We start from the raw sequence: 21096 nt of genomic DNA, 5'->3' as shown, positions 1-21096 counted from the left end.
CTCCGGTTTGTGACAAACAGTTACACCGTCACCTCTTCCGCCTACTGTATAAAAACCCTATACTGTATGAATTGACAGTTTTGTGGGTTTTATCATGACGGCGGAAGGCCACCTGCTTTTTTCAATCGCGTGCGCGGTATTTGCCAAAAACGCTGAGCTCACCCCCGTGCTGGCACAGGGGGACTGGTGGCATATTGTTCCTTCCGCCGTATTGACCTGTCTGCTGCCCGACATCGACCACCCCAAGTCCTTCCTCGGACAGCGCCTGAAGTGGGTATCTAAACCCATCGCCCGCGCGTTCGGCCACCGGGGGTTTACGCACAGCCTGCTGGCCGTGTTTGGCCTGCTGACGCTTTTCTATTTAAAAGTGCCTGAAAGCTGGATAGTCCCCGCTGATGCCATTCAGGGGATGGTGCTGGGCTATTTAAGCCATATCCTTGCCGATATGCTGACGCCTGCGGGCGTGCCGCTACTTTGGCCCTGCCGCTGGCGTTTCCGTTTTCCCATCCTGGCGCCGCAAAAAGGTAACCAGCTTGAGCGGGTATTGTGCATGGCGCTGTTTGCTTACGCCGTCTGGATGCCGCAAACGTTGCCCGAAAACAGTGCAGTCCGCTGGTCATCCCAGATGATTAATTCGCTGCAATTTCAGTTCAATCGCTTTATTCATCACCAGATTGAACAGTAAACCAACAAAATTATCCCATTTGTCATAACCAATTCCATTTGGATATAAGCGCTACATCACACTTCTGCTAACCTTCCGCCAACAGGATCGGTAAAAACCGACCCGATAATAAATCAGGAGAACGGGGATGAATTTTCCACTCATCGCGAACGTCGTTGTGTTCGCTGTATTGCTGTTGCTTCTCGCGCAGGCGCGCCACAAACAGTGGAGCCTGGCGAAAAAGGTGCTGGTTGGTCTGGCCATGGGTGTCGTATTTGGTCTGGCATTACAGGCAATTTATGGCTCCGATAATCCAGTTCTTAAAGATTCCATTCAGTGGTTCAACATCGTCGGTAACGGCTATGTCCAGCTGCTGCAGATGATCGTTATGCCGCTGGTGTTCGCCTCTATTCTGAGCGCCGTTGCCCGCCTGCATAACGCGACCCAGTTGGGAAAAATCAGCTTCCTGACCATTGGTACGCTGCTGTTCACCACGCTGATTGCCGCGCTGGTGGGTGTGCTGGTCACTAACCTGTTTGGCCTGACCGCAGAAGGTCTGGTTCAGGGTACCGCTGAAACGGCGCGTCTGACCGCGATTCAGACCAACTACGTTGGAAAAGTGGCTGACCTGACCGTGCCGCAGATGGTGCTCTCCTTCATTCCGAAGAACCCGTTTGCAGACCTGACCGGTGCGAGCCCAACCTCGATCATCAGCGTGGTTATTTTCGCCGCGTTCCTGGGCGTAGCGGCGCTGAAGCTGCTGAAAGACGACGCGCCAAAAGGCGAACGCGTGCTGACCGCGATTGACACCCTGCAAAGCTGGGTGATGAAGCTGGTTCGTCTGGTCATGCAGCTCACCCCCTACGGCGTGCTGGCGCTGATGACCAAAGTGGTTGCCGGCTCTAACCTGCAGGACATCATTAAGCTGGGCAGCTTCGTTGTCGCCTCTTATCTGGGCCTGGGCATTATGTTCGTGGTGCACGGCATCCTGCTGGGCGTGAACGGCGTCAGCCCGCTGAAGTACTTCCGTAAAGTCTGGCCGGTACTGACCTTTGCCTTCACCAGCCGCTCCAGCGCCGCGTCTATCCCGCTGAACGTGGAAGCGCAGACCCGTCGTCTGGGCGTGCCTGAATCCATCGCCAGCTTCTCTGCCTCCTTTGGTGCTACCATTGGTCAGAACGGATGTGCGGGTCTTTACCCGGCGATGCTGGCGGTGATGGTTGCTCCTACAGTCGGCATCAACCCACTTGATCCGGTCTGGATCGCCACGCTGGTCGGGATTGTTACCGTAAGCTCCGCAGGCGTTGCGGGTGTTGGCGGTGGCGCAACCTTCGCCGCGCTGATTGTGCTGCCTGCGCTGGGTCTGCCCGTGACGCTGGTCGCCCTGCTGATCTCCGTTGAACCGCTGATCGACATGGGTCGTACCGCGCTGAACGTGAGCGGCTCCATGACCGCCGGCACGCTGACCAGCCAGTGGCTGAAGCAGACCGACAAAACGATTCTGGAAAGTGAAGACGACGCCGAGCTGGCGCACCGTTAATCACCGTCTGAAATAAAAAAACCGCCTGATGGCGGTTTTTTTATGGCTGTTATTCCTCAACCTCTTCATCCTGGCGGATCTGCATCGCCCATCGCTGCGCTGACTCCGGCACCGTAAAGGTGGGTGAGCGACGGAAATGTTCGCCGATCAGCACAAAGGCCACGTATTTCCCCCGCAGCAGCCAGACATCGCGAAAACCCTCCACTTTCAGGGCATGGTCAGGCGGCGCGGGCTCAACGCGGGGCACATAGCTAATTACCTGGCGGTTTTGTTGACGAAGAGGTTTCATAAGCGACTGGTTCACTAAAGCAAATTCTTGAAGCAGGAAAACTCTATGATAGCCGATCCTGCTGCCTTCCGTCGCGCCCCGAGTGGGTGAGAGGGCTCCTTTCGTTAATCACGTCATATGAAAACTCTTAGTTCGCGAACCATGTCGCGACATTGTTCTATCCTTAATAGGGTTTTTAGCAATGGATAAAGGAGAAGCGTGCAATGTCGAACAAAGATAAAACACATCAATCACCGATTCATGGCACTGAAGAATCTCAACCGGGTATGGACTCTCTCGCCCCTGCTGACGGCTCTCACCGCCCCTCGCCTGGCCCTTCCGCGCCGGGAGAACAGCCTACCGCACCGGGAAGCATGAAATCGCCGGATACGGGAAACGAGAAGCTGAAATCTCTTGAGCCACACCGTAAAGGCGGCGAAGGTTTTGCGCTCACCACCAATCAGGGCGTACGCATTGCTGACGATCAGAACTCCCTTCGCGCAGGCGCGCGCGGGCCTACCCTGCTGGAAGACTTTATCCTGCGGGAAAAAATTACCCACTTCGACCACGAGCGGATACCGGAACGTATCGTCCACGCGCGCGGTTCCGCTGCGCACGGCTACTTCCAGCCCTATAAGAGTCTGAAAGCGATCACTAAAGCGGATTTCCTCTCCGACCCGGATAAAATCACCCCGGTGTTTGTGCGTTTCTCCACCGTGCAGGGCGGTGCGGGGTCGGCAGATACCGTCCGGGATATCCGCGGCTTTGCCACCAAATTTTATACCGAAGAGGGGATTTTCGATCTGGTCGGCAACAACACCCCGGTGTTCTTCATTCAGGATGCGCATAAATTTCCTGACTTTGTCCATGCGGTAAAACCGGAGCCCCACTGGGCCATACCGCAGGGACAAAGCGCGCACGACACCTTCTGGGACTATGTCTCCCTGCAGCCTGAAACCTTACACAACGTGATGTGGGCGATGTCAGACCGAGGCATCCCCCGCAGCTACCGCACTATGGAAGGGTTTGGCATCCACACCTTCCGGATGATCAACGCCGAGGGGAAAGCCACGTTTGTCCGTTTCCACTGGAAGCCGGTGGCGGGTAAAGCCTCGCTGGTATGGGACGAGGCGCAGAAGCTGACCGGGCGCGATCCAGACTTCCATCGCCGCGAGCTGTGGGAGTCCATTGAAGCGGGCGACTTCCCGGAGTACGAGCTGGGTCTGCAGCTCATTCCGGAAGAGGACGAATTTAAGTTCGATTTCGATCTTCTGGACCCGACGAAGCTGATCCCTGAAGAGCTGGTACCGGTGCAGCTGGTAGGTAAAATGGTGCTCAACCGCAACCCGGATAACTTCTTTGCCGAAAACGAGCAGGCCGCGTTCCACCCGGGGCATATCGTGCCGGGAATGGACTTCACCAACGATCCGCTTTTGCAGGGTCGCCTGTTCTCCTATACCGATACGCAGATCAGCCGTCTTGGCGGGCCGAACTTCCACGAAATTCCGATTAACCGCCCAACATGCCCGTACCACAACTTCCAGCGCGACGGTATGCACCGTCAGGATATTGATACCAATCCGGCTAACTATGAGCCGAACTCCATCAACGATAACTGGCCGCGTGAAACCCCTCCCGGGCCGAAACGCGGTGGCTTCGAATCGTACCAGGAGCGTATCGATGGCAACAAAATTCGCGAGCGTAGCCCCTCGTTCGGCGAATATTACGCCCACCCTCGCCTGTTCTGGAACAGCCAGACGCCGATTGAGCAACAGCACATCATCGGCGGCTTCAGCTTTGAGCTGAGTAAAGTGGTGCGCACCTACATCCGCGAGCGGGTAGTCGATCAGCTGGCGCATATTGATATTCAGCTAGCCCAGAGCGTTGCGGATAACCTGGGCATTACGCTGACCGACGAGCAGCGCAATCTTGCCCCGCCGAAAGAGGTTAACGGGGTGAAGAAAGATCCGTCTCTGAGCCTGTATGCGGTGCCGGGCGGCTCGATTAAAGGCCGCGTGGTCGCCGTTCTGCTGAACGACAAAACCCGCGCCAGCGACGTGCTGGGAATTATGCAGGCGCTTAAAACCCAGGGCGTGCATGCCAAACTGCTCTATTCCCGCATGGGTGAAGTGACGGCCGACGATGGTTCTGTGCTGCCGGTCGCGGCGACCTTTGCCGGTGCGCCATCGCTGACCGTCGATGCGGTAATTGTGCCGGGCGGGGATATTGCCAGCCTGCTGACCAACGGCGACGCCGTCTATTATCTGCTGGAAGCCTATAAGCACCTGAAGCCGATCGCGCTGTCCGGCGACGCGCGACAGTTTAAGGCGCAGCTGAAGGTAGCCGATCAGGGTGAGGACGGCATTGTCGAGGGAGATAACGTTGACGATGCCTTTATGACGAAGCTGTTTGATTTGCTCGCCGCGCACCGAGTCTGGTCGCGAAGCAGCAAGATTGACCAGATACCGGCGTAAAAAAGCCGGGTGGCGCTTGCGCTTACCCGGCCTACATTCGATTGGTTTTGTAGGCCCGGTAAGGCAAAGCCGCCACCGGGCTTTATTTCAAAGATCCCCGAACGTCCCCAAACGATACCCTCGCTCGGCAATCGCGTATTTCAACGACGGCGACGTCAGGACATCCAGCTCCGCCAGGCGCGGCCAGCAGTAGGCGCTTTTATGCACGGTATGATCGACAAAAGCAGGATGCGCCATGACCTCCAGCGACCGTTCCCCTCGCGCGGCGGAATCATCCAGCACCGTCAGGAACAGCGCGTCGCTGATCTCTTCTCCGTAAAATGCGCTGCTGAACCCCTCTGTGGTGGTGACAGCGCAGTCCGGCAATCCGCGCACCTCCCGATCCACGCGCATCGCGACGCCGTTGCGCTTTGCGAAATCAGCGACAATCGGGAAAATCGCCGGGATCATATGCACGTGGTGATGGCTATCGATGTGCGTCGGCGCCCTACCAAACACATCAACAAAGCGGTTGAACTGACTCTCCAGCTCGCGGGCAATCTCTTCGAGCGGCAGAGCACCCTGCTCCGCCAGTTCCCAAATCCATTTGCCCAGCTGGCCGTCGCGCGTCAGGCCCGGCATTGGAGAAAGCGGCATCCCGAGCGTCAGTACAAAATGCATGCCGACGCCCAGCTCAGGCACCTCGCGGCTCAGCTGCGCCGCGTGTTCAACCGCCTCACCATTAACCAGCGCCGTGGTAGAGGTCACCACACCCCGGCGACAGGCTTCAATAATGCCGTAGTTCTGGCCTTTCGAGAGGCCAAAATCATCAGCATTAACGATCAGCAGGTTTTCCATTGTGCGTCCTCTTATTGCTGTTTGAACTTCAGCTTCTCGATCGTAGCGGCAAAGTTTGGCAACCATTTCTCATGCGCCAGGATCATCTCGCTGGCCAGCTGCTCCGCGTCGCGGTCGGAATGCACCAGCGGGCTAAGGTTCAACGCCAGCAGCACGTCATTGAGTTCGCCGCTTAGCGCCGCATTGCTTGCTGCCACTTCAAAGCCTTTGATGGTATGAATCAGGCCCATGACCTTGTCATCGAAGCGGGTGATACGGGGATGCGGTTTAGCACCATCGCGTCCTAGGATGCAGGTCATCTCAACCGCCCAGTCAGCCGGAATATTGTCGATATGGCCATGATGCGGCACATTCACATAGTGCTCCGCCTGCTTGTCGTTGTAGATGGCGTTGATCACTTCGCACGCCGCATCGGAGTAGTAGGCCCCGCCGCGCTGCTCCAGCTCTTTCGGTTTGACGTTCAGGTTCGGATCTTTATACAAATCGAACAGCTGCTTCTCGACCTTCTGAACGATCTGCGCACGCGCGCCGCCCTTATAGTACTCGCCCATTTCGATGGCCAGCATCTCTTTCTGCTTGAAGTAGTAAAGCAAATACGAGCAAGGCAGCAGATTCAGCGAGCGGATCAACCCTTCGCTGAACGGCAGGTCAAAGATGTTTTTCACCGATGCCGCCGTCAGGCGACCGGAAGCCACGCCGTCCAGCAGTTCGGCAAACCGCGATTTACCGTTCACGATAACGTCTTTAATGAACACCATGTGGTTCAGGCCGAACAAATCGATGGAGAGGTCGTCGCTGTCGGTCAGCTCCAGCACGTCGCGGATGAACATCTTCATGCCGATCGGAATATTACAGACGCCGATAAAACGTTTGAAGTTCGTATGCCGATAGACCGCCTCGGTCACCATCCCGGCCGGGTTGGTGAAGTTAATCACCCACGCGTTCGGGCAGATCTCCTGCACGTCTTTGACGATGTCGAAAATGACCGGGATGGTACGCAGGCCTTTAAAAAGGCCGCCCGCGCCGTTGGTCTCCTGCCCCAGATAGCCATGGCTCAGGGGAATACGCTCGTCCAGCTCACGCGCTTTCAGCTGGCCGACGCGCAGCTGGGTAGTCACGAAATCCGCATCTTTCAGCGCCAGACGACGGTCCAGGGTTTTATGCACGGTCAGAGGCACGCCGGCTTTTTCCACCATGCGCTTGCACAGGTCGAAAATAATATTCAGCTTTTCCTGACCTTCCTCAACGTCCACCAGCCATAATTCGCTGACCGGTAATTCATGATAACGTTTAAGAAAGCCTTCCAGTAATTCCGGGGTATAGCTGCTGCCGCCACCAATGGTTACGACTTTTAATTTCTTCTGCATAATATCTCCCTTAGCGTATCAGGTTAATCGCCTGCAAGGTATAGCGTGCTCTTCCCGCTATTTGGGCAAGCCATTAAAGCAATATTCGTGGCGGGTAATCCGCCGACAGTTAATTAATTACCGTTAAATTTTTCCGGTAACTGTTCGGTGTGAATGACGTCAATTTCTTAAAGGTTTTAATAAACAGGCTGGGGCTGCTGTATCCTGACTCGTATGCAATATCGGTGACAGAATAGTTGGTAATTTCCAGCTGTTTTTTAGCAAAATTAATGCGGATTTCATTAATAATTTGCACGGGCGTTTTACGATAATAGCGCTGCGTCGCGCGGGTCAGATATTCCTGGGATTTCCCCGACAGGGAGACCATATTTTCCAGCGCATTTTCGCTGAACTGGCCTTTATCGTGCATCAGCTCAACGGTGCTGCGCAGCCACTGTGGAATATCATCCGTTACCTGCTGCTCTTCCCGATGGTGGCGCAGCCGGTTCATCACGTAGAAGGTCACCGTTTCAATAAACTCATCAAATTCATTGTCGCGGAAGTTAAGCGAGGCGATAACCGTTTCAATCCAGGTCATGAACTCGTTTTTGACCCGATAGACCTGAGAGGCCACAAAGCAGAACGGCACCAGCGGCAGATAGTGCTTCTCGAAGAATCGTCTGCTGACGCCCACGTTCAGAATACGGGTGGCACCAAATTCGTAAAAGCTCTGGTGATAAGACCCCATCGGCAGGAAGACAAAATCCCCTCGTTCAAGCAGGACACGCTTACCGTTGATCTCCTGGTAGTAGCGACCGGTCAGAACAATCGTGAACTCGTAGTAGTCATGCTGGTGCAGACCGCTGGCGCTCTCCGTTTTGTTGTAGATAACCACGTGAAAATTTTTGCCGTTAAACAGCTGCTGTTCAAGCGCGGTTTTGATTTCCATCGTGCTGACCTCCTGCTACTCAGTCTGACTTACTGCATCTTTTCGTGAAGCTCAATGAGCTCCGACACCAGCTCACGCGCCAGCATCGAGGTCATCAGGTGATCCTGCGCGTGAACCAGCACCAGGCTGACCTTCATCTTTCCTTCGCCCTGATCGCTTTCAATCAGCTTTGTTTGCACCAGATGCGCTTCGTTAAGCGCCGTGCGGGACTGTTCCATCATGGTTTTTGCCGCGGCGAAATCCCCCTGCTTGGCCTGCTTCAGTGCGCCATAGGCCAGGCTGCGGGCCTGCCCGGAGTTGATGATAAGCCCCATCACCACTTCTTCGAGATCGTTCTCAACGCCTTCGTCTGCGACAATACTATCCAAATCTAACATGTTTAAGCTCCTTGTGGCTGGCGCGGGTTTCCCCGCGCCGGTCAATCTTAGAATTTCAGTGAGAGGGCAATATCCTCTTCGCTCTCTTCTTCATCAATGATGGTGGCGGCTTTGTTGGCAATCGCCACGAACGGCATGTACAGCAGGGTGGCAACTCCGAGGTTGAATATCGCCAGCAGGAAGGCCGCGACGCTGCCGTTGGTGTTGAAGAAGGCACCCAGACCCGCCGGCATGGTCCACGGCGCAATGTTGGTGACCGGTGGGATGATGCCCATGTAATACGCCGTCAGGGTGATAGCGGCCAGCAGCGGCTGAATCAGGATGAACGGAATGAACATTACCGGGTTCATGATGATTGGCAGACCGAACAGAATCGGTTCGTTAATCTGGAAGATGCCTGATGGCAGCGCCAGCTTCGCGACCTGACGGTAGTCAGCACGGCGAGAGACAATAAAGACCGCGATGATCAGACCCAAGGTCGCCCCGGTACCGCCCAGGAAGATATAGGAGTCAAGCATCGGCTTCGCCCACACATGGAAGGTTTTACCCGCTGCCAGCGCCGCGTCAACGGAGCCGTACTGTTGGTAAAGCGCAACGTTTTCCAGTGCCCATGGGGTCATAATTCCGCTGTCCAGCGCGGCCAGTGCCAGTGAACCATGCACGCCAAAGAACCACAGCAGAGAGGTGAAAATCACATACGCCCAACCGACCACGCCACCCATCGACGCCAGCGGCGTAGAGATAGAGTCCATGATGATCTGGTGGAAGTTTGTGCCCCAGTGGGAGAGCGCCCAGGCGATAATCCCCATGATGGAGAGAATAATGAAGCCCGGAATCAACGCGGAAAATGAACGAGAAACAGAAGCCGGTACGCTATCCGGCAGGCGGATAACCCAGTTGCGGCGGATAATAAAGGTGAACATCTCTGCCACCACCAGACCGATAACAATACCGGAGATGATGTTGGCCCCGCCCAGCCAGTTGGCGCCGACGGCATAGGCTTCACCCACGCTGTATGGCGTTACGGTCATAAAGGCGGCGACGGATAATAACCCGGCGGCCAGCGGATCCACCTTACGCTCTTCTGCCAGTGCCATCCCAATAAAGAAAGGTGCCATCAGCGACATAATCCCCAACGTACCGTTATAGACGTTGCCGCCGATGGCTTTAAAACCATTAAGGGTTTCAATAGTAGAAGCGTCTAACCGAATTCCTAATGAATAAAAGAAGGAACCTTCACCAAAGCTCAGAAAAACGTTGTTAATTAAAACGAACATGGCCCCGGCCAGCGTCAACGGCATTAATTTAATAAAGCCGTTTTTGATGGCATTAACGTGAGGCTGCTTTCCTATTTTAACAGCAAAAGGAAGGAGTACCTTTTCAAGTGAAGCGATGACTTTACTCATAGGAAAATACCCTTAAATGCCGTAACGCATGTTACGGCGTATTGTGTGTGAAATAACTCTTTGACGGGAAAAATAAAAATTAATTAGCAGCTTTTTTAATGGCTGCCACAGCAGCTTTAAGAACACCTAAACCATCAATTTTGCCGTACAGCCCCGAGTCGATCACTTCGACCGGTTTATTCGGTAACAGTCGTTGAATTTCGGGCAACATATAGGCGATTTGCGGTCCCAGTAAAACGACATCGGCTCTCTGACCTTTTTCGCCCGCCAGCGTCTCGGGGAACGCTTCAATCACCACAGGGACTTCATACTTTTCAGCCTGCGCACGCATTTTTGAAACCAGAAGCGAGGTTGACATGCCCGCTGAGCAGAACAGGTAGATATGTTTCTTTTCCATCGTGATTTCCCTCTTGTATGACTACCCGCCATCGCGCTATCACTCGACTCGCTGTCCCAGCAGACAGGTAGCTTGCGTACTGTTGTTTATCGTTGGAGTGAGTATACGCAATGGTACAGACAGGGGATAATTCTGGATAGACTCAAATTGTCTCTCATTGACCTGGCTTGTTGACTCCCTTCACATTTCGGGTAAATAATTCGCGCAAAGAAATAAGATTTTCTGATGCATAAAAAAACCGGCCCTGGGGGCCGGTTTTTTACATCCTCAGGCAAGCAGGGTTACTGCGCCTTAGGTGCCTGCGGATCGGTATCGTATTCAGCACAGGTCTGATAGCCGGAGTTAATCACATGGCCGGTATCATCCAGGGCGACAAAGTAGGTTTCTGCCTTACCATCACGTTGACCCAGGATATAGGTCTGGCAGGTCCCTTTCGCATGAATCATGGTCACTTCAGAAGAAGGTTTACCGGCAATCGCAGCCACCTGCGAACGGGTCATCCCTTTTTTAACGTCTTTTACTACGGGCTGCGTAAACTGATCCTTAGTGCGATCGTAAGCCGTACACCCTGCCAGCATAGTCAGTACCGCCGCTGCGCTAAGAATTCCTGCTACGTTCTTGTTCATATTCCGTCCTCTTGTTTATCAGCGTGTTATCTAAGCATGGGATAAAAAGTACTATTGTTCAACTTTGTGAGTTACGCCAGACGAATTTCGGAAAATTCTAATAAAACAACGATAAGCTGCTAAATCGGCGCAAATTAGCGCACTCGAAACTGTGATCCTTGTCGTTTCTCGTCCAAAAGGTTAGTTTTAACAGTTAACACATTCTGTTTATGTACTGCATATGGAGGGCGTGATGGCTCTGCAACAAGAGATTATTCAGGCACTGGGCGCGAAGCCTACGGTAGATGCACATGAAGAGATCCGCCGCAGCGTGGATTTTTTAAAATCGTACTTAAAAAAGAACGCTTTCCTGAAATCCCTGGTGCTGGGTATCAGCGGCGGCCAGGATTCTACCCTGACCGGTAAACTCTGCCAGATGGCGATTTCAGAGCTTCGCGAAGAGACGGGCGATGAGACGCTGCAGTTTATCGCTGTGCGCCTTCCTTACGGCGTACAGGCGGACGAGCAGGATTGCCAGGATGCCATTGCCTTCATTCAGCCTGACCGCGTGCTCACCGTGAATATTAAGGGCTCGGTGCTGGCAAGCGAGCAGGCGCTTCGCGAAGCGGGCATTGAGCTGAGCGATTTTGTTCGCGGCAACGAGAAAGCCCGCGAACGTATGAAAGCACAGTACAGCATCGCAGGGATGACCAAAGGCGTCGTGGTCGGCACCGACCATGCGGCAGAAGCGATCACCGGTTTCTTCACCAAATACGGCGACGGCGGCACCGACATTAACCCTATCTTCCGTCTCAACAAGCGTCAGGGTAAGCAGCTGCTTGCCGCGCTGGGCTGTCCTGAGCATTTGTATAAGAAAGCGCCGACAGCCGATCTGGAGGACGATCGCCCTTCCCTGCCGGATGAAGCAGCGCTTGGCGTCACCTATGACAACATTGATGATTATCTGGAAGGCAAAAAGCTGGATGAACGTACCGCGAAAATCATCGAAGGCTGGTATCTGAAAACCGAGCACAAGCGCCACACGCCCATTACGGTGTTTGACGACTTCTGGAAATAAACGCAAAACGGTAACCCGGGTTACCGTTTTTTGTGTTTGCGCCCTCTCCCGTGGGAGAGGGTTGGGGTGAGGGCATCAGGCCGCGCGTCCTGGCCGGGTAAGGCGTCGCCGCCACCCGGCTCTTTTTTAACCACCACACTCCTGCTACACTGTATACCTGAACAGTATATGGAGCAGTATGTGAGCAGGCGTCAATCCGCCCCGCGTCTTGAGTTTGAAGCGGCGGCTATCTACGAATATCCCGAGCACCTTCGCCCCTGGCTTGAAGCATTGCCTAAACAGCCGGGCGTGTACATCTTTCACGGTGAAAGCGACACGCTGCCGCTCTACATCGGCAAGAGCGTTAACATTCGCAGTCGGGTGTTATCCCATCTGCGTACCCCGGACGAGGCCGCCATGCTGCGCCAGTCGCGACGCATTACCTGGTTCCAGACTGCCGGAGAAATGGGCGCGCTATTGCTGGAAGCGCGTTTGATTAAAGAGCAGCAGCCGCTGTTCAACAAGCGCCTGCGCCGCAACCGTCAGCTATGCTCCCTGCAGATCAACGATGGCAAGCCGCAGGTCGTCTACGCGCGCGACGTCGATTTCTCACATGCCCCCAATCTCTATGGGCTGTTCGCCAATAAACGAGCCGCGCTCCAGGCGCTGCAGACGCTGGCGGACGAGCTGCAGCTTTGCTACAGCCTTTTAGGTCTGGAGGCAACCACCCGCGGACGCGCCTGTTTCCGATCCTCGCTGAAGCGCTGCGCCGGTGCCTGCTGTGGGAAAGAGAGCATTGAGGCGCACCACGCCCGGCTCCTCTCCGGTCTGGCGGCCATCAGCGTGAACTGCTGGCCCTGGGAAAGCGCCGTTGCGCTAAAAGAAGTGGGTGAGGCGATGACCCAGTATCACATCGTCAACAACTGGCTCTGGCTGGGCGCTGTCGACGACATCAACGACGCGGCAACCCTGCTGCGCACGCCCGCCGGATTTGACCACGATGGCTATAAAATTCTCTGTAAGCCGGTATTAGCCGGTAAATTTGAGATCATTGTGCTCAATGACCTGGCAGCCACGTGATTTCGCTGAACAATAAGGTGCCCTGAGCCTCCAGCAGACGCAGCGTATGGGTACCCTCCTCCCAGCTGGCGCCCTGATCGGCCGTCAGCAATTTATCACCCAGCTGCCACGCCCCGGTTAACACAAATACCACGCCCCCGCGTGAGCCAAAGGTGGTAAAGGTACGGTCAGCCACGCGCACCTTCGCCCGGCAGCAGTCGCGCCGGGTCATGATGTTGAAGTCCATCGCCATCCGCCCATCGGACAGCAGCGCTTTCACCGGCAGATCGCCGGCAAAGCTGTAGGGCTGATGGTGCTTGAGGGTATGGAAGAATGCCTGACCGGCATCCAGCGTCACCTCCCCTCCTTCCAGTAACGTGATCACCCGGTCGACGCCGGGAAACGAGGAAAATTCGCCGTTGCTGGCAATAGTCGCGATACTGGCACGCCATTGAAAATCCCGCGTCGCGGGAGGGAAACAACAAATTTCACGCGTTTCACCCGCACCATTTCGCCAGAGGCTGACCGGCATCTTACGGATATCAAAGAACTCCATCACCACTCCTGAATGGCACAACCCGTGCCAGGGCAAGGATATCGCTATCGTTGCTGTCTTGTTTGTTATCGTTGGGTATTCACAGAAACAGTATCGGCAGCAGAGCGGGCAGGCCTTAGCGGAACGTTAATAAAAATTCTAACGCCATGACTCTACAAACATTCTCTGATGCGACTACAGGAGCATACCGCGCTGGCGGCGGCAGACAAGAGGGCAGGAAAGAAAAACCGCCGGTCCTGTCCACAGCGATTGCGCTTTTGTGGACAGGATCCCGGCGGTCTTAAGAGAGTGAACCGATTATTCGGTTGGTGCTGGCATTTTACCTTCCATCGCCGGACGTTCTGTCAGACGCTTCTCAAAATTCGCATTAAATTGTTTTTTCTGTTCCGGGGTCAGAATGTTGTAGATCTTGTTCTGGGTTTCCATGTGAGCCAGCATGCGGGCTTTGTGCTGCTCGGCCATTTTGTCGATCTGCGCTTCGGCTTTCGCCTTATCGAAGCTGTCGCTGGCGATGATGTCATGCATCGCGCGACGCTCTTCAAGCGGTGGACGTTTCATCTGGTCGCGTTCGCCTTTTCTGATATCGCGGATCTGCTGCTTCTGCGCATCCGTCAGGTTGAGATCCTTGAACATCATCATCTCGTTGTGCATACCCGGACCTTTATGATGCATCATCATTTTGCCTTCAGCAGGCGCGGCAGGTGCAGTGGTCGCAGTATCTGCGGCGAACGCCATGCTGGTAGCGCCCAGAGCCAGGGTAGAAGCAACAAACAGTGCAGTAAACTTACGCATAATTTATTTCCTTTCTTTCAGTTATTCTTCGGCGCTATGCCGTGTTGACGAGATTAACTTTACGGGGTTTATCGTCAATTAGTCAGAGCAACGGTAAAACAATGAAAGTGTAAAAAACAAATTTTCGCCAAATGTGAAGGAAATAAGGATAAAGCGTGGAGAGTTGCAACGAAAAATATTTAATACGATGATTTAAAAGCGATTTAGCAGAAGTATAACGGAGTGAAGATGAATAATAAAGCAATTCACCAGGAATATTCTGCAAAACACGCACAGGCGCTTTAATTGTTAAGAAAAGGTATTTTACTTCCCCTCCCGGATGAAGAGAGGGGAAAGGTTCAGGATATTTTTTCCAGCATCAGTCCGGCACGCAGGCCAAACGCCACGCTCGGGTTAGGGAATAAAACATACTCGGTGGTTTTCTGCACCTCATAACGCTCCTCGCCATCCTCGGCCAGCAGCGCCCCTTTGCGAAACGGCGTGAAGTTCAGGGTATGCGCGGCCATATGGAGCAGGAAGGCGTCGCTGCGGCGCGTGATCTGCTGTACGACCCGATACCGCTCGACGGGCAGATGCGTATGCTCGGGACTCGTTCCGCCCAGCAGCGCCCGAAGGGCGAGATGCGTTGGCGCAAAGCGGGTAAGATCGTTTTGCCCAAACGGCAGCGCTTTCCCCAGCTCCAGCGTACAGGACAACGCCCCAAAGTGCTCACAGGTGAAGTGCGTAAAGGTTCCGCCCGGCGACTGGTGAAACACCAGCGCCTCCAGCCCGGCGTCTCCCAGCCAGCCCAGGAAATCTTCCTCCCACGGCTGATTACGCTGCGGCAGAACGCCGAAGCGAACGTGGTAGGACGCGCGAATTGCCGTGTGCAGATCCAGATGCCAGCGCACGGGTCCCGCAGCGGCAAAAAACGGGGTCACGATGTTCTCCAGCCACTGTGCCCGCGCCGTTTCGTCACTCTGCGGAAACTGCGACCAGCGCCCGCCGAACATGCGGTTAATGTCGCTCACCAGATACCGTTTATTTTGCGCCAGCGCAGGGGGATTGCCGAGCACCACCAGCACGCGGCACTTCAGGGCAATTTCATTGCGATACAGCGCGCGCAGCAGCAGATCGACAATCTCAACGGGCGCCGTTTCATTCCCGTGGATACCCGTTGAAAGCAGCAGCGAGAGATCGCTTTTTGCGGTCGGCGTCAGCTCAAGCACCCCGCGGCCCAGCCACCGCCAGCGAAATGAGGGGCCCTCCCCCTCTTTCTGTTCCGGTGTCTCATCGGCCAGGGTCAGCGCCAGTAAATTTTCCATATCCACTCCTTCAGCGCTGGAACGGGTAAACCGATCCCAGCTGCAGGATTGCCGATAACGCGTCCAGCGCCTCGCGTCCTTCACGCAGAAGCTGCGGGTCAACCAGATCCGCCTGCGTTAACCGATCGCGATAGTAGCGATCGACCCAGTCATTCAGCCGCGTAAAGAGCGTATCGTTCATCATGACCGCCGGATTCACCGCCTGCATTTCGTCCTGGGTCAAGACCACGCGCAGACGTAAACAGGCGGGACCACCGCCGTTGGCCATGCTTTCGCGCAGGTCAAACACGCGCAGTTCGGAAATGGGGTTATCGGCCTTCACCAGCTCGGTCAGATAGCGCCACACGCCCTGATGATCCCGGGACTCCTGCGGCAGAACCAGCATCATGCTGCCGTCATCGCGGCTGAGCAGTTGGCTATTGAACAGATACGTTTCTACCGCATCCTGCACGCTCACCGCCTCCGTTGGCACCTGGACTGGCGTGAAGCCACGCACGCGCTCATGCAGCGTGGCGAGCAGTTTCTCCTGATGGGCAAACGCCTGCTCGTGGCAGAACAGCACCTGGCGGTTAGAAACGGCGATCACGTCGTTATGGAATACGCCCTGGTCAATCACATGCGGGTTCTGCTGGGCAAAAACCACCTGGGAAGGATTTACCTGATTCAGGCGGGCAACCGCCTGGCTGGCCGCCAGCGTCTGACGCGCAGGGTAACGAGTTGGCGCGGCGTGGCCCCCCTCTTCTCGCCCGTAGATAAACAGCTGCAGGCCCGGGTCACCATAATCGCCCCCCAGGCGGTTATGGTTGGCCGCGCCTTCGTCGCCAAACATCGCCACCTGCGGCAGGGCCTGATGCACCGCAAAATGGGCGTCCTGGTTGAAAATGGCGCGCAGCACGCGCTCGGTGGTTTCCGCTTCGGTGGCGCGATGAAACTTGTTATTCAGGTTCGCCACCGTCAGGTGGACTTTGCCATCCAGCGTATCGGCTGACGGCGCGACGGTTGCCGCGTTGGCGACCCACATCGAAGAGGCGGAGCTTGCCGCCGAGAGCAGGTGCGGCGTCTGCGTACCCGCTTTTTCAACCACCTGCTCATCGGTGCCGCTAAAGCCGAGCTGACGCAGCACCGCCACGTTCGGACGCTCCTGCGGCGGGATCACCGCCTGCGGGAAACCGGCATCCGCCAGCGCTTTCATCTTCAGCAGCCCCTGTTTTGCCGCCAGCTTCGGGTTGGAAACCTGAAAGCGGTGCTTCGTCGAGGCTTCATTACCAAAAGAGAGACCGGCGTAGTGGTGCGTCAGCCCCACCAGCCCGTCAAAGTTGACTTCACGCGCTTTCATGGCGATCCCCTCCGGTAAAGTCCAGCCCCGGATTAAGCGTCTCCGGCAGCGTCAGCGCCGGGGTTTCCAGGCTCGCCATCGGCCATGCACAATAATCGGCGGCATACCACGCGCTGGCGCGATGGTTGCCCGACGCGCCCACGCCGCCGAACGGCGCGGTGCTCGCGGCCCCGGTCAGCGGTTTATTCCAGTTCACGATCCCGGCGCGCGCTTCCAGCAGCAGCCGATCAAACTTCTCGCGATGCGGCGAAATCAGCCCGCTCGACAGGCCGTAGCGGGTGTCATTGGCCATCGCAATCGCCGCATCAAAATCGTCGTAACGCCAGACGCACAGCAGCGGACCAAAGACCTCTTCATCCGGGACGTTGCTCGCGCCGCTCATCTCTACGATGCCCGGCGTCAGCAGCGAGGTTCCCGGCTGAACCGGCTTCGGCTCCAGCAGGGTTTTCGCGCCGCGCGCGACGTGGTCCTGCCAGGCCTTAAGCACGTTCAGCGCGGCCTGTTCGGAAATCAGCCCGCCGATAAACGGCTGCGGATCGGCATCCCACGCGGCTGGGACCAGGCGCGCGCTTACCTCTACCAGACGTTTCAGGAAAGCATCACCCTGCGCGCCTCTTTTCACCAGCAGACGGCGGGCACAGGTGCAGCGCTGTCCTGCGGTTATAAAGGCGGACTGAATCGTCAGGTGCACCGCGGCGTCGATATCGTCAGGGTCTTCCACAATCAGCGGGTTGTTGCCGCCCATCTCCAGCGCCAGGATTTTCTCCGGCTGCCCCGCCAGCTGGCGGTGCAGCTGATAGCCCGTCCCGGCGCTGCCGGTAAACAGAAGGCCGTCGATATCGCTCAGCGCGCTCAGCGCCTGACCGGTTTCCCGTCCGCCCTGCACCAGGTTCAGCACGCCCGGCGGCAGGCCTGCCTGTTCCCATAGCTTAACCACCGCTTCGCCGGTTAGTGGCGTGAGCTCGCTCGGTTTGAAGATGACGGTATTGCCCGCCAGCAGCGCGGGCACAATGTGGCCATTCGGCAGATGCCCCGGGAAGTTGTACGGGCCAAACACCGCCAGCACGCCGTGCGGACGGTGGCGCAGCGTGGCCGCGCCGTCCGGCATCTCGGTGTGCTGTTCGCCGGTTCGGGTGTGGTATGCCTTCACCGAAATGGCGATTTTATTGATCATCGCCGTCACTTCGGTTGTCGCTTCCCAGCGCGGTTTGCTGGTTTCAGACGCGATGATGCGCGTCAGCTCAGCCTTGTTTGCCTCCAGCAGCCCGGCAAACTTTTCAACAATTTCCTGACGCACGGCGAAAGGCTGTTTTGCCCACGCCGGAAACGCGCGGCGAGCGGCATGACAGGCTTGCTCCACCTGCGCGGCGCTGGCGTCGTTCCCCTTCCAGAGCGCCTCTTTTCCTACCGGATTGGTCTTTACGCGCTGTTCGCCTTCGCCCGTGACCCAGTCACCGTTAATCCATAATGTCATGCTGTTTTCTCCTCAGGGCAGAGACGCACAAGGCGAACCTTATCGCCGGCGTTACATTTCAGGGCATCCAGTTCTGCAGCCGTCAGCACCAGACGTTCGCATTTCGGGTTGGTCCGCACCAGCATCGCACGGAAGTTGGCATAATTTTCGTTCGCCACCAGGCATGCCGGCCAGTCGCCCGGCGCGGGCTGGCCTTCAGAGACCTCAACCAGACGGCTTTTACGGATCGCGCGCACGCGGTCGATATCGCACTCAAGCGTAGGCCCACCGTCAAAAATGTCGACATAGTTGCGGTAGCGGAAGCCTTCTTTCTCCAGCACCGCGCGGGCGGGTGCGGTTTGCGGATGCACTTCGCCGATCACCGCCTGTGCTTCCGGGCTGAGGAAATGGGTATAGATAGGATGCTTCGGCATCAGTTCGGCAATAAAGGCTTTCTGGCCGGTGCCGCAGAGATAGTCCGCCCGGCTGAACTCCATCGAGAAGAAGCGCTCGCCCAGGCTCTCCCAGAACGGCGAGTAGCCGGTGTCGTCGATTACGCCGCGCATCTCCGCAACCACTTTTTCGTTAAAGCGATCGCGGAAGGCAGCCATAAACATAAAGCGCGACTTGGAGAGCAGATAACCGTTGCCCTCTTTTCGCCACGCCGGGTCGAGGAACAGCGTGCAAAGCTCGCTGGCGCCCGTGTGGTCATTGCAGAGAAACAGCGTGGGCAGCGCGTTATAGACGTTAAGCTCTTTCGAGGCGTGAACCATGGTGCCGACGCGGTAGTTGTACCACGGGTCGTTAAGCCCGACGGCCACTTCAATGGCGCAGATCCCGGCTACGGTCCCCGTGTCGGTGTCTTCCAGCACGAACACATACCCCTGTTCGCTTTTTGGCAACGTCCCCTGCCAGGTTTGCAGGGCGCGCTCAATGCGCGCCGACAGCGTATTTTCATCGGCAGGAAGCGAGGTCAGCCCGCCTCCCGTCTTACCGGCAAGCTGCATGAGCCCGGCGAGGTCGCCGCACTCAACGGGACGGATGACCATCATGATGACACCCCGGATTTCACTTTTTCACACGCCAGCGCAAAGCGGTCCAGACCGGTTTGCACCTCTTCCTCGCTGACGATCAGCGCGGGAGCAAAACGCACTACGTTGGCACCGGCAATCAGCACCATCACGCCCACTTTTGCCGCTTCCTGTGAAATAAGTTTAGCTTTCCCGGCAAACTCAGCTGTGAGCTCGCAGCCGATTAACAGCCCCAGGCCGCGGATCTCTTTAAATAGCCCCGTTTTGCCGTTGATGGCGTTCAGACGCTCAACAAACCAGTCGTGACGCTGCTTAACGCCCTTCAGCACCTCAGGGGTGTTAATGATGTCGAGCACCTGTCCGGCGACGGCGGTGGCCAGCGGGTTACCGCCGTAGGTGGTGCCGTGGGTGCCGACGGTCATCACGCTGGCGAATTTATCGGTGGTCAGCGTCGCGCCAATCGGGAAGCCGCCGCCCAGCGCTTTGGCGGTCGAAAGCACGTCCGGCGTGACGCCGTAGTGCATATAGGCATACAGCTCGCCGGTGCGGCCCACTCCGGTCTGCACTTCGTCGAAAATCAGCACCGCGTTATGACGATCGCACAGCTCGCGCAGCCCTTGCAGGAATTCCTTTTTCGCCGGAAGCACGCCGCCCTCGCCCTGCATCGGCTCGACGATCACCGCGCAGGTGGTGTCGTTAATCAGCTCGCTGGCGGACTGCAGATCGTTATAAATACCGTGACGGATATCCGGCGGCAGCGGGGCGAAATCCTGCGAGTAGGAAGGCTGGCCGCCCGCGCTGACGGTAAAGAGCGTGCGCCCGTGGAAGGCATTTTTAAACGCCACGATGCCGCTCTTGTGGGTACCAAATTTATCGTGCGCATATTTGCGCGCCAGCTTCAGCGCAGCCTCGTTGGCTTCCGCCCCCGAGTTACAGAAAAAGACCTTCTCCGCAAACGTCGCGTCGATCAGTTTTTTGGCCAGGCGCAGCGCGGGCTCGTTGGTAAAGCCGTTGCCGGTATGCCAGAACTTCGCCGCCTGGTCATTGAGCGCCTGACGCAGCGCCGGGTGCGCATGACCCAGCGCGTTGACCGCAATCCCACCTGCAAAGTCGATATACTCTTTACCCTGCTGATCCCACAGGCGCGAGCCTTCCCCACGAACCGGAATAAAAGCCGCCGGAGCGTAAACCGGCATCATCCATTCATCGAAATTTTCACGCGTAATTGACAGAGACATAGCGACCTCATCCGGTAAATAAAAGGTTATTTGAATGTTAAATAATTGAGTGTTTGCACTGTGAATGTAGATTGCAGCCTTCGTGCCAGCCAGCGATAAAATTGCATAAACGGGTTGAGGTAACAGAATATCAATAAGTTACAATATGGAGTTATTCACCTTTAGTGCATAAAAAGTGAATATTTTTACGACAAGCGGCGCTTTGCCGCATGAAAATCAGAAAGAGTATGCACAGGCCAAATATAATTCTGGAATTGTGATCGCTCGCGAAATTTATCGGTCATTTACGCCCTGTTTGAGGGCGAGGCGCGTCAGAATGGTGCAAATATTGCACCACCGGCATTATCTGTTGCAGTTATTGGCCGAAGCCGGTAACAGTTGACGCAAATTCTGCTACCATCCTTGCA

General features: G+C 56.1%; 20 protein-coding genes. 5 read left to right on the top strand and 15 right to left on the bottom strand.

The window, feature by feature from the left end; translation table 11 throughout:
* The first annotated feature begins 94 nt into the window (after window positions 1-94).
* Window positions 95-685: a metal-dependent hydrolase gene (locus KGP22_RS08770; RefSeq protein WP_014883483.1), complete on the top strand. Its 591-nt coding sequence runs from the start codon at window positions 95-97 to the stop codon at window positions 683-685.
* A 127-nt stretch (window positions 686-812) separates the two neighbouring features.
* The gene (locus KGP22_RS08765; protein WP_111965608.1) at window positions 813-2204 is read left to right on the top strand and encodes an L-cystine transporter; all 1392 of its coding nucleotides are present in this window, start codon (window positions 813-815) and stop codon (window positions 2202-2204) included.
* 49 nt (window positions 2205-2253) lie between these two features.
* Here the strand turns inward: KGP22_RS08765 and cedA are convergent, their stop codons facing one another.
* Window positions 2254-2493 (bottom strand): cell division activator CedA, encoded by a 240-nt coding sequence (gene cedA, locus KGP22_RS08760; RefSeq protein WP_024909438.1) that lies wholly within the window; start codon window positions 2491-2493, stop codon window positions 2254-2256.
* Window positions 2494-2696: 203 nt separating this feature from the next.
* Here cedA and katE point away from each other — a divergent pair, with 203 nt between their 5' ends.
* The gene (katE, locus tag KGP22_RS08755; protein ID WP_111965607.1) at window positions 2697-4946 is read left to right on the top strand and encodes a catalase HPII; all 2250 of its coding nucleotides are present in this window, start codon (window positions 2697-2699) and stop codon (window positions 4944-4946) included.
* Window positions 4947-5033: 87 nt separating this feature from the next.
* Here the strand turns inward: katE and chbG are convergent, their stop codons facing one another.
* The 7 genes from chbG to osmE all read right to left on the bottom strand — a co-directional run bounded on the left by chbG (window position 5034) and on the right by osmE (window position 10884).
* Window positions 5034-5783, bottom strand: a complete 750-nt coding sequence (chbG, locus tag KGP22_RS08750; RefSeq protein ID WP_111965606.1) for a chitin disaccharide deacetylase — start codon at window positions 5781-5783, stop codon at window positions 5034-5036.
* Between the two features lie 11 nt (window positions 5784-5794).
* A complete protein-coding gene (locus KGP22_RS08745) occupies window positions 5795-7150 on the bottom strand; it encodes a 6-phospho-beta-glucosidase (protein ID WP_223581926.1) in 1356 nt (451 codons plus the stop codon).
* Window positions 7151-7259: 109 nt separating this feature from the next.
* Window positions 7260-8078: a transcriptional regulator ChbR gene (chbR, locus tag KGP22_RS08740; RefSeq protein WP_029740446.1), complete on the bottom strand. Its 819-nt coding sequence runs from the start codon at window positions 8076-8078 to the stop codon at window positions 7260-7262.
* 29 nt (window positions 8079-8107) lie between these two features.
* The gene (gene chbA, locus KGP22_RS08735) at window positions 8108-8455 is read right to left on the bottom strand and encodes a PTS N,N'-diacetylchitobiose transporter subunit IIA (protein WP_223581924.1); all 348 of its coding nucleotides are present in this window, start codon (window positions 8453-8455) and stop codon (window positions 8108-8110) included.
* 47 nt (window positions 8456-8502) lie between these two features.
* On the bottom strand, window positions 8503-9861 hold the full coding sequence (chbC, locus tag KGP22_RS08730) for a PTS N,N'-diacetylchitobiose transporter subunit IIC (RefSeq protein WP_032657878.1): 1359 nt from the start codon (window positions 9859-9861) through the stop codon (window positions 8503-8505).
* A 79-nt stretch (window positions 9862-9940) separates the two neighbouring features.
* Window positions 9941-10258 carry a PTS N,N'-diacetylchitobiose transporter subunit IIB gene (gene chbB, locus KGP22_RS08725; protein ID WP_111965603.1) on the bottom strand — a complete coding sequence of 106 codons (318 nt, stop codon included), beginning with the start codon at window positions 10256-10258 and terminating at the stop codon, window positions 9941-9943.
* A gap of 281 nt (window positions 10259-10539) precedes the next feature.
* Window positions 10540-10884 (bottom strand): osmotically-inducible lipoprotein OsmE, encoded by a 345-nt coding sequence (gene osmE / locus KGP22_RS08720; RefSeq protein ID WP_010430142.1) that lies wholly within the window; start codon window positions 10882-10884, stop codon window positions 10540-10542.
* A 232-nt stretch (window positions 10885-11116) separates the two neighbouring features.
* Here osmE and nadE point away from each other — a divergent pair, with 232 nt between their 5' ends.
* Together nadE and cho are read left to right on the top strand one after the other, a co-directional pair.
* Window positions 11117-11941 (top strand): ammonia-dependent NAD(+) synthetase, encoded by an 825-nt coding sequence (gene nadE, locus KGP22_RS08715; protein WP_149366713.1) that lies wholly within the window; start codon window positions 11117-11119, stop codon window positions 11939-11941.
* 180 nt (window positions 11942-12121) lie between these two features.
* On the top strand, window positions 12122-13000 hold the full coding sequence (cho, locus tag KGP22_RS08710) for an excinuclease Cho (protein ID WP_223581922.1): 879 nt from the start codon (window positions 12122-12124) through the stop codon (window positions 12998-13000).
* Here the strand turns inward: cho and ves are convergent.
* The 7 genes from ves to KGP22_RS08675 all read right to left on the bottom strand — a co-directional run bounded on the left by ves (window position 12978) and on the right by KGP22_RS08675 (window position 20689).
* Entirely contained in the window at window positions 12978-13535 is a 558-nt protein-coding gene (gene ves, locus KGP22_RS08705) for an environmental stress-induced protein Ves (RefSeq protein WP_133294206.1), read from the bottom strand. The genes cho and ves overlap by 23 nt on opposite strands.
* A gap of 297 nt (window positions 13536-13832) precedes the next feature.
* Window positions 13833-14327, bottom strand: a complete 495-nt coding sequence (gene spy, locus KGP22_RS08700; RefSeq protein ID WP_047651943.1) for an ATP-independent periplasmic protein-refolding chaperone Spy — start codon at window positions 14325-14327, stop codon at window positions 13833-13835.
* Window positions 14328-14665: 338 nt separating this feature from the next.
* Window positions 14666-15631, bottom strand: coding sequence for a succinylglutamate desuccinylase (gene astE, locus KGP22_RS08695; protein WP_223581920.1), 966 nt, complete (start codon window positions 15629-15631; stop codon window positions 14666-14668).
* Between the two features lie 10 nt (window positions 15632-15641).
* The gene (astB, locus tag KGP22_RS08690) at window positions 15642-16967 is read right to left on the bottom strand and encodes an N-succinylarginine dihydrolase (protein WP_223581918.1); all 1326 of its coding nucleotides are present in this window, start codon (window positions 16965-16967) and stop codon (window positions 15642-15644) included.
* On the bottom strand, window positions 16954-18441 hold the full coding sequence (gene astD, locus KGP22_RS08685) for a succinylglutamate-semialdehyde dehydrogenase (RefSeq protein WP_223581916.1): 1488 nt from the start codon (window positions 18439-18441) through the stop codon (window positions 16954-16956). The genes astB and astD overlap by 14 nt, the downstream gene beginning before the upstream one ends.
* Entirely contained in the window at window positions 18438-19472 is a 1035-nt protein-coding gene (astA, locus tag KGP22_RS08680) for an arginine N-succinyltransferase (protein ID WP_223581914.1), read from the bottom strand. Before astA ends, astD begins: the two co-directional genes overlap by 4 nt.
* A complete protein-coding gene (locus KGP22_RS08675; protein WP_111965596.1) occupies window positions 19469-20689 on the bottom strand; it encodes an aspartate aminotransferase family protein in 1221 nt (406 codons plus the stop codon). The genes astA and KGP22_RS08675 overlap by 4 nt, the downstream gene beginning before the upstream one ends.
* Between the last annotated feature and the right edge of the window lie 407 nt (window positions 20690-21096).

The sequence above is a fragment of the Enterobacter sp. JBIWA005 genome (assembly GCF_019968805.1).
Lineage (GTDB): Bacteria > Pseudomonadota > Gammaproteobacteria > Enterobacterales > Enterobacteriaceae > Enterobacter > Enterobacter vonholyi.
Note: the sequence above shows the minus strand (reverse complement) of the source record. Positions and strands in the feature narration are given on the sequence as shown.

Coding starts and splice junctions, on each gene's coding strand:
- astA (WP_223581914.1), bottom strand. CDS start 19,472: ATGATGGTCATCCGTCCCGTTGAGTGCGGCGACCTCGCCGGGCTCATG.
- chbG (WP_111965606.1), bottom strand. CDS start 5,783: ATGGAAAACCTGCTGATCGTTAATGCTGATGATTTTGGCCTCTCGAAA.
- katE (WP_111965607.1), top strand. CDS start 2,697: ATGTCGAACAAAGATAAAACACATCAATCACCGATTCATGGCACTGAA.
- KGP22_RS08770 (WP_014883483.1), top strand. CDS start 95: ATGACGGCGGAAGGCCACCTGCTTTTTTCAATCGCGTGCGCGGTATTT.
- osmE (WP_010430142.1), bottom strand. CDS start 10,884: ATGAACAAGAACGTAGCAGGAATTCTTAGCGCAGCGGCGGTACTGACT.
- KGP22_RS08765 (WP_111965608.1), top strand. CDS start 813: ATGAATTTTCCACTCATCGCGAACGTCGTTGTGTTCGCTGTATTGCTG.
- chbC (WP_032657878.1), bottom strand. CDS start 9,861: ATGAGTAAAGTCATCGCTTCACTTGAAAAGGTACTCCTTCCTTTTGCT.
- astB (WP_223581918.1), bottom strand. CDS start 16,967: ATGAAAGCGCGTGAAGTCAACTTTGACGGGCTGGTGGGGCTGACGCAC.
- chbR (WP_029740446.1), bottom strand. CDS start 8,078: ATGGAAATCAAAACCGCGCTTGAACAGCAGCTGTTTAACGGCAAAAAT.
- KGP22_RS08675 (WP_111965596.1), bottom strand. CDS start 20,689: ATGTCTCTGTCAATTACGCGTGAAAATTTCGATGAATGGATGATGCCG.
- KGP22_RS08745 (WP_223581926.1), bottom strand. CDS start 7,150: ATGCAGAAGAAATTAAAAGTCGTAACCATTGGTGGCGGCAGCAGCTAT.
- nadE (WP_149366713.1), top strand. CDS start 11,117: ATGGCTCTGCAACAAGAGATTATTCAGGCACTGGGCGCGAAGCCTACG.
- chbB (WP_111965603.1), bottom strand. CDS start 10,258: ATGGAAAAGAAACATATCTACCTGTTCTGCTCAGCGGGCATGTCAACC.
- astE (WP_223581920.1), bottom strand. CDS start 15,631: ATGGAAAATTTACTGGCGCTGACCCTGGCCGATGAGACACCGGAACAG.
- astD (WP_223581916.1), bottom strand. CDS start 18,441: ATGACATTATGGATTAACGGTGACTGGGTCACGGGCGAAGGCGAACAG.
- chbA (WP_223581924.1), bottom strand. CDS start 8,455: ATGTTAGATTTGGATAGTATTGTCGCAGACGAAGGCGTTGAGAACGAT.
- spy (WP_047651943.1), bottom strand. CDS start 14,327: ATGCGTAAGTTTACTGCACTGTTTGTTGCTTCTACCCTGGCTCTGGGC.
- ves (WP_133294206.1), bottom strand. CDS start 13,535: ATGGAGTTCTTTGATATCCGTAAGATGCCGGTCAGCCTCTGGCGAAAT.
- cedA (WP_024909438.1), bottom strand. CDS start 2,493: ATGAAACCTCTTCGTCAACAAAACCGCCAGGTAATTAGCTATGTGCCC.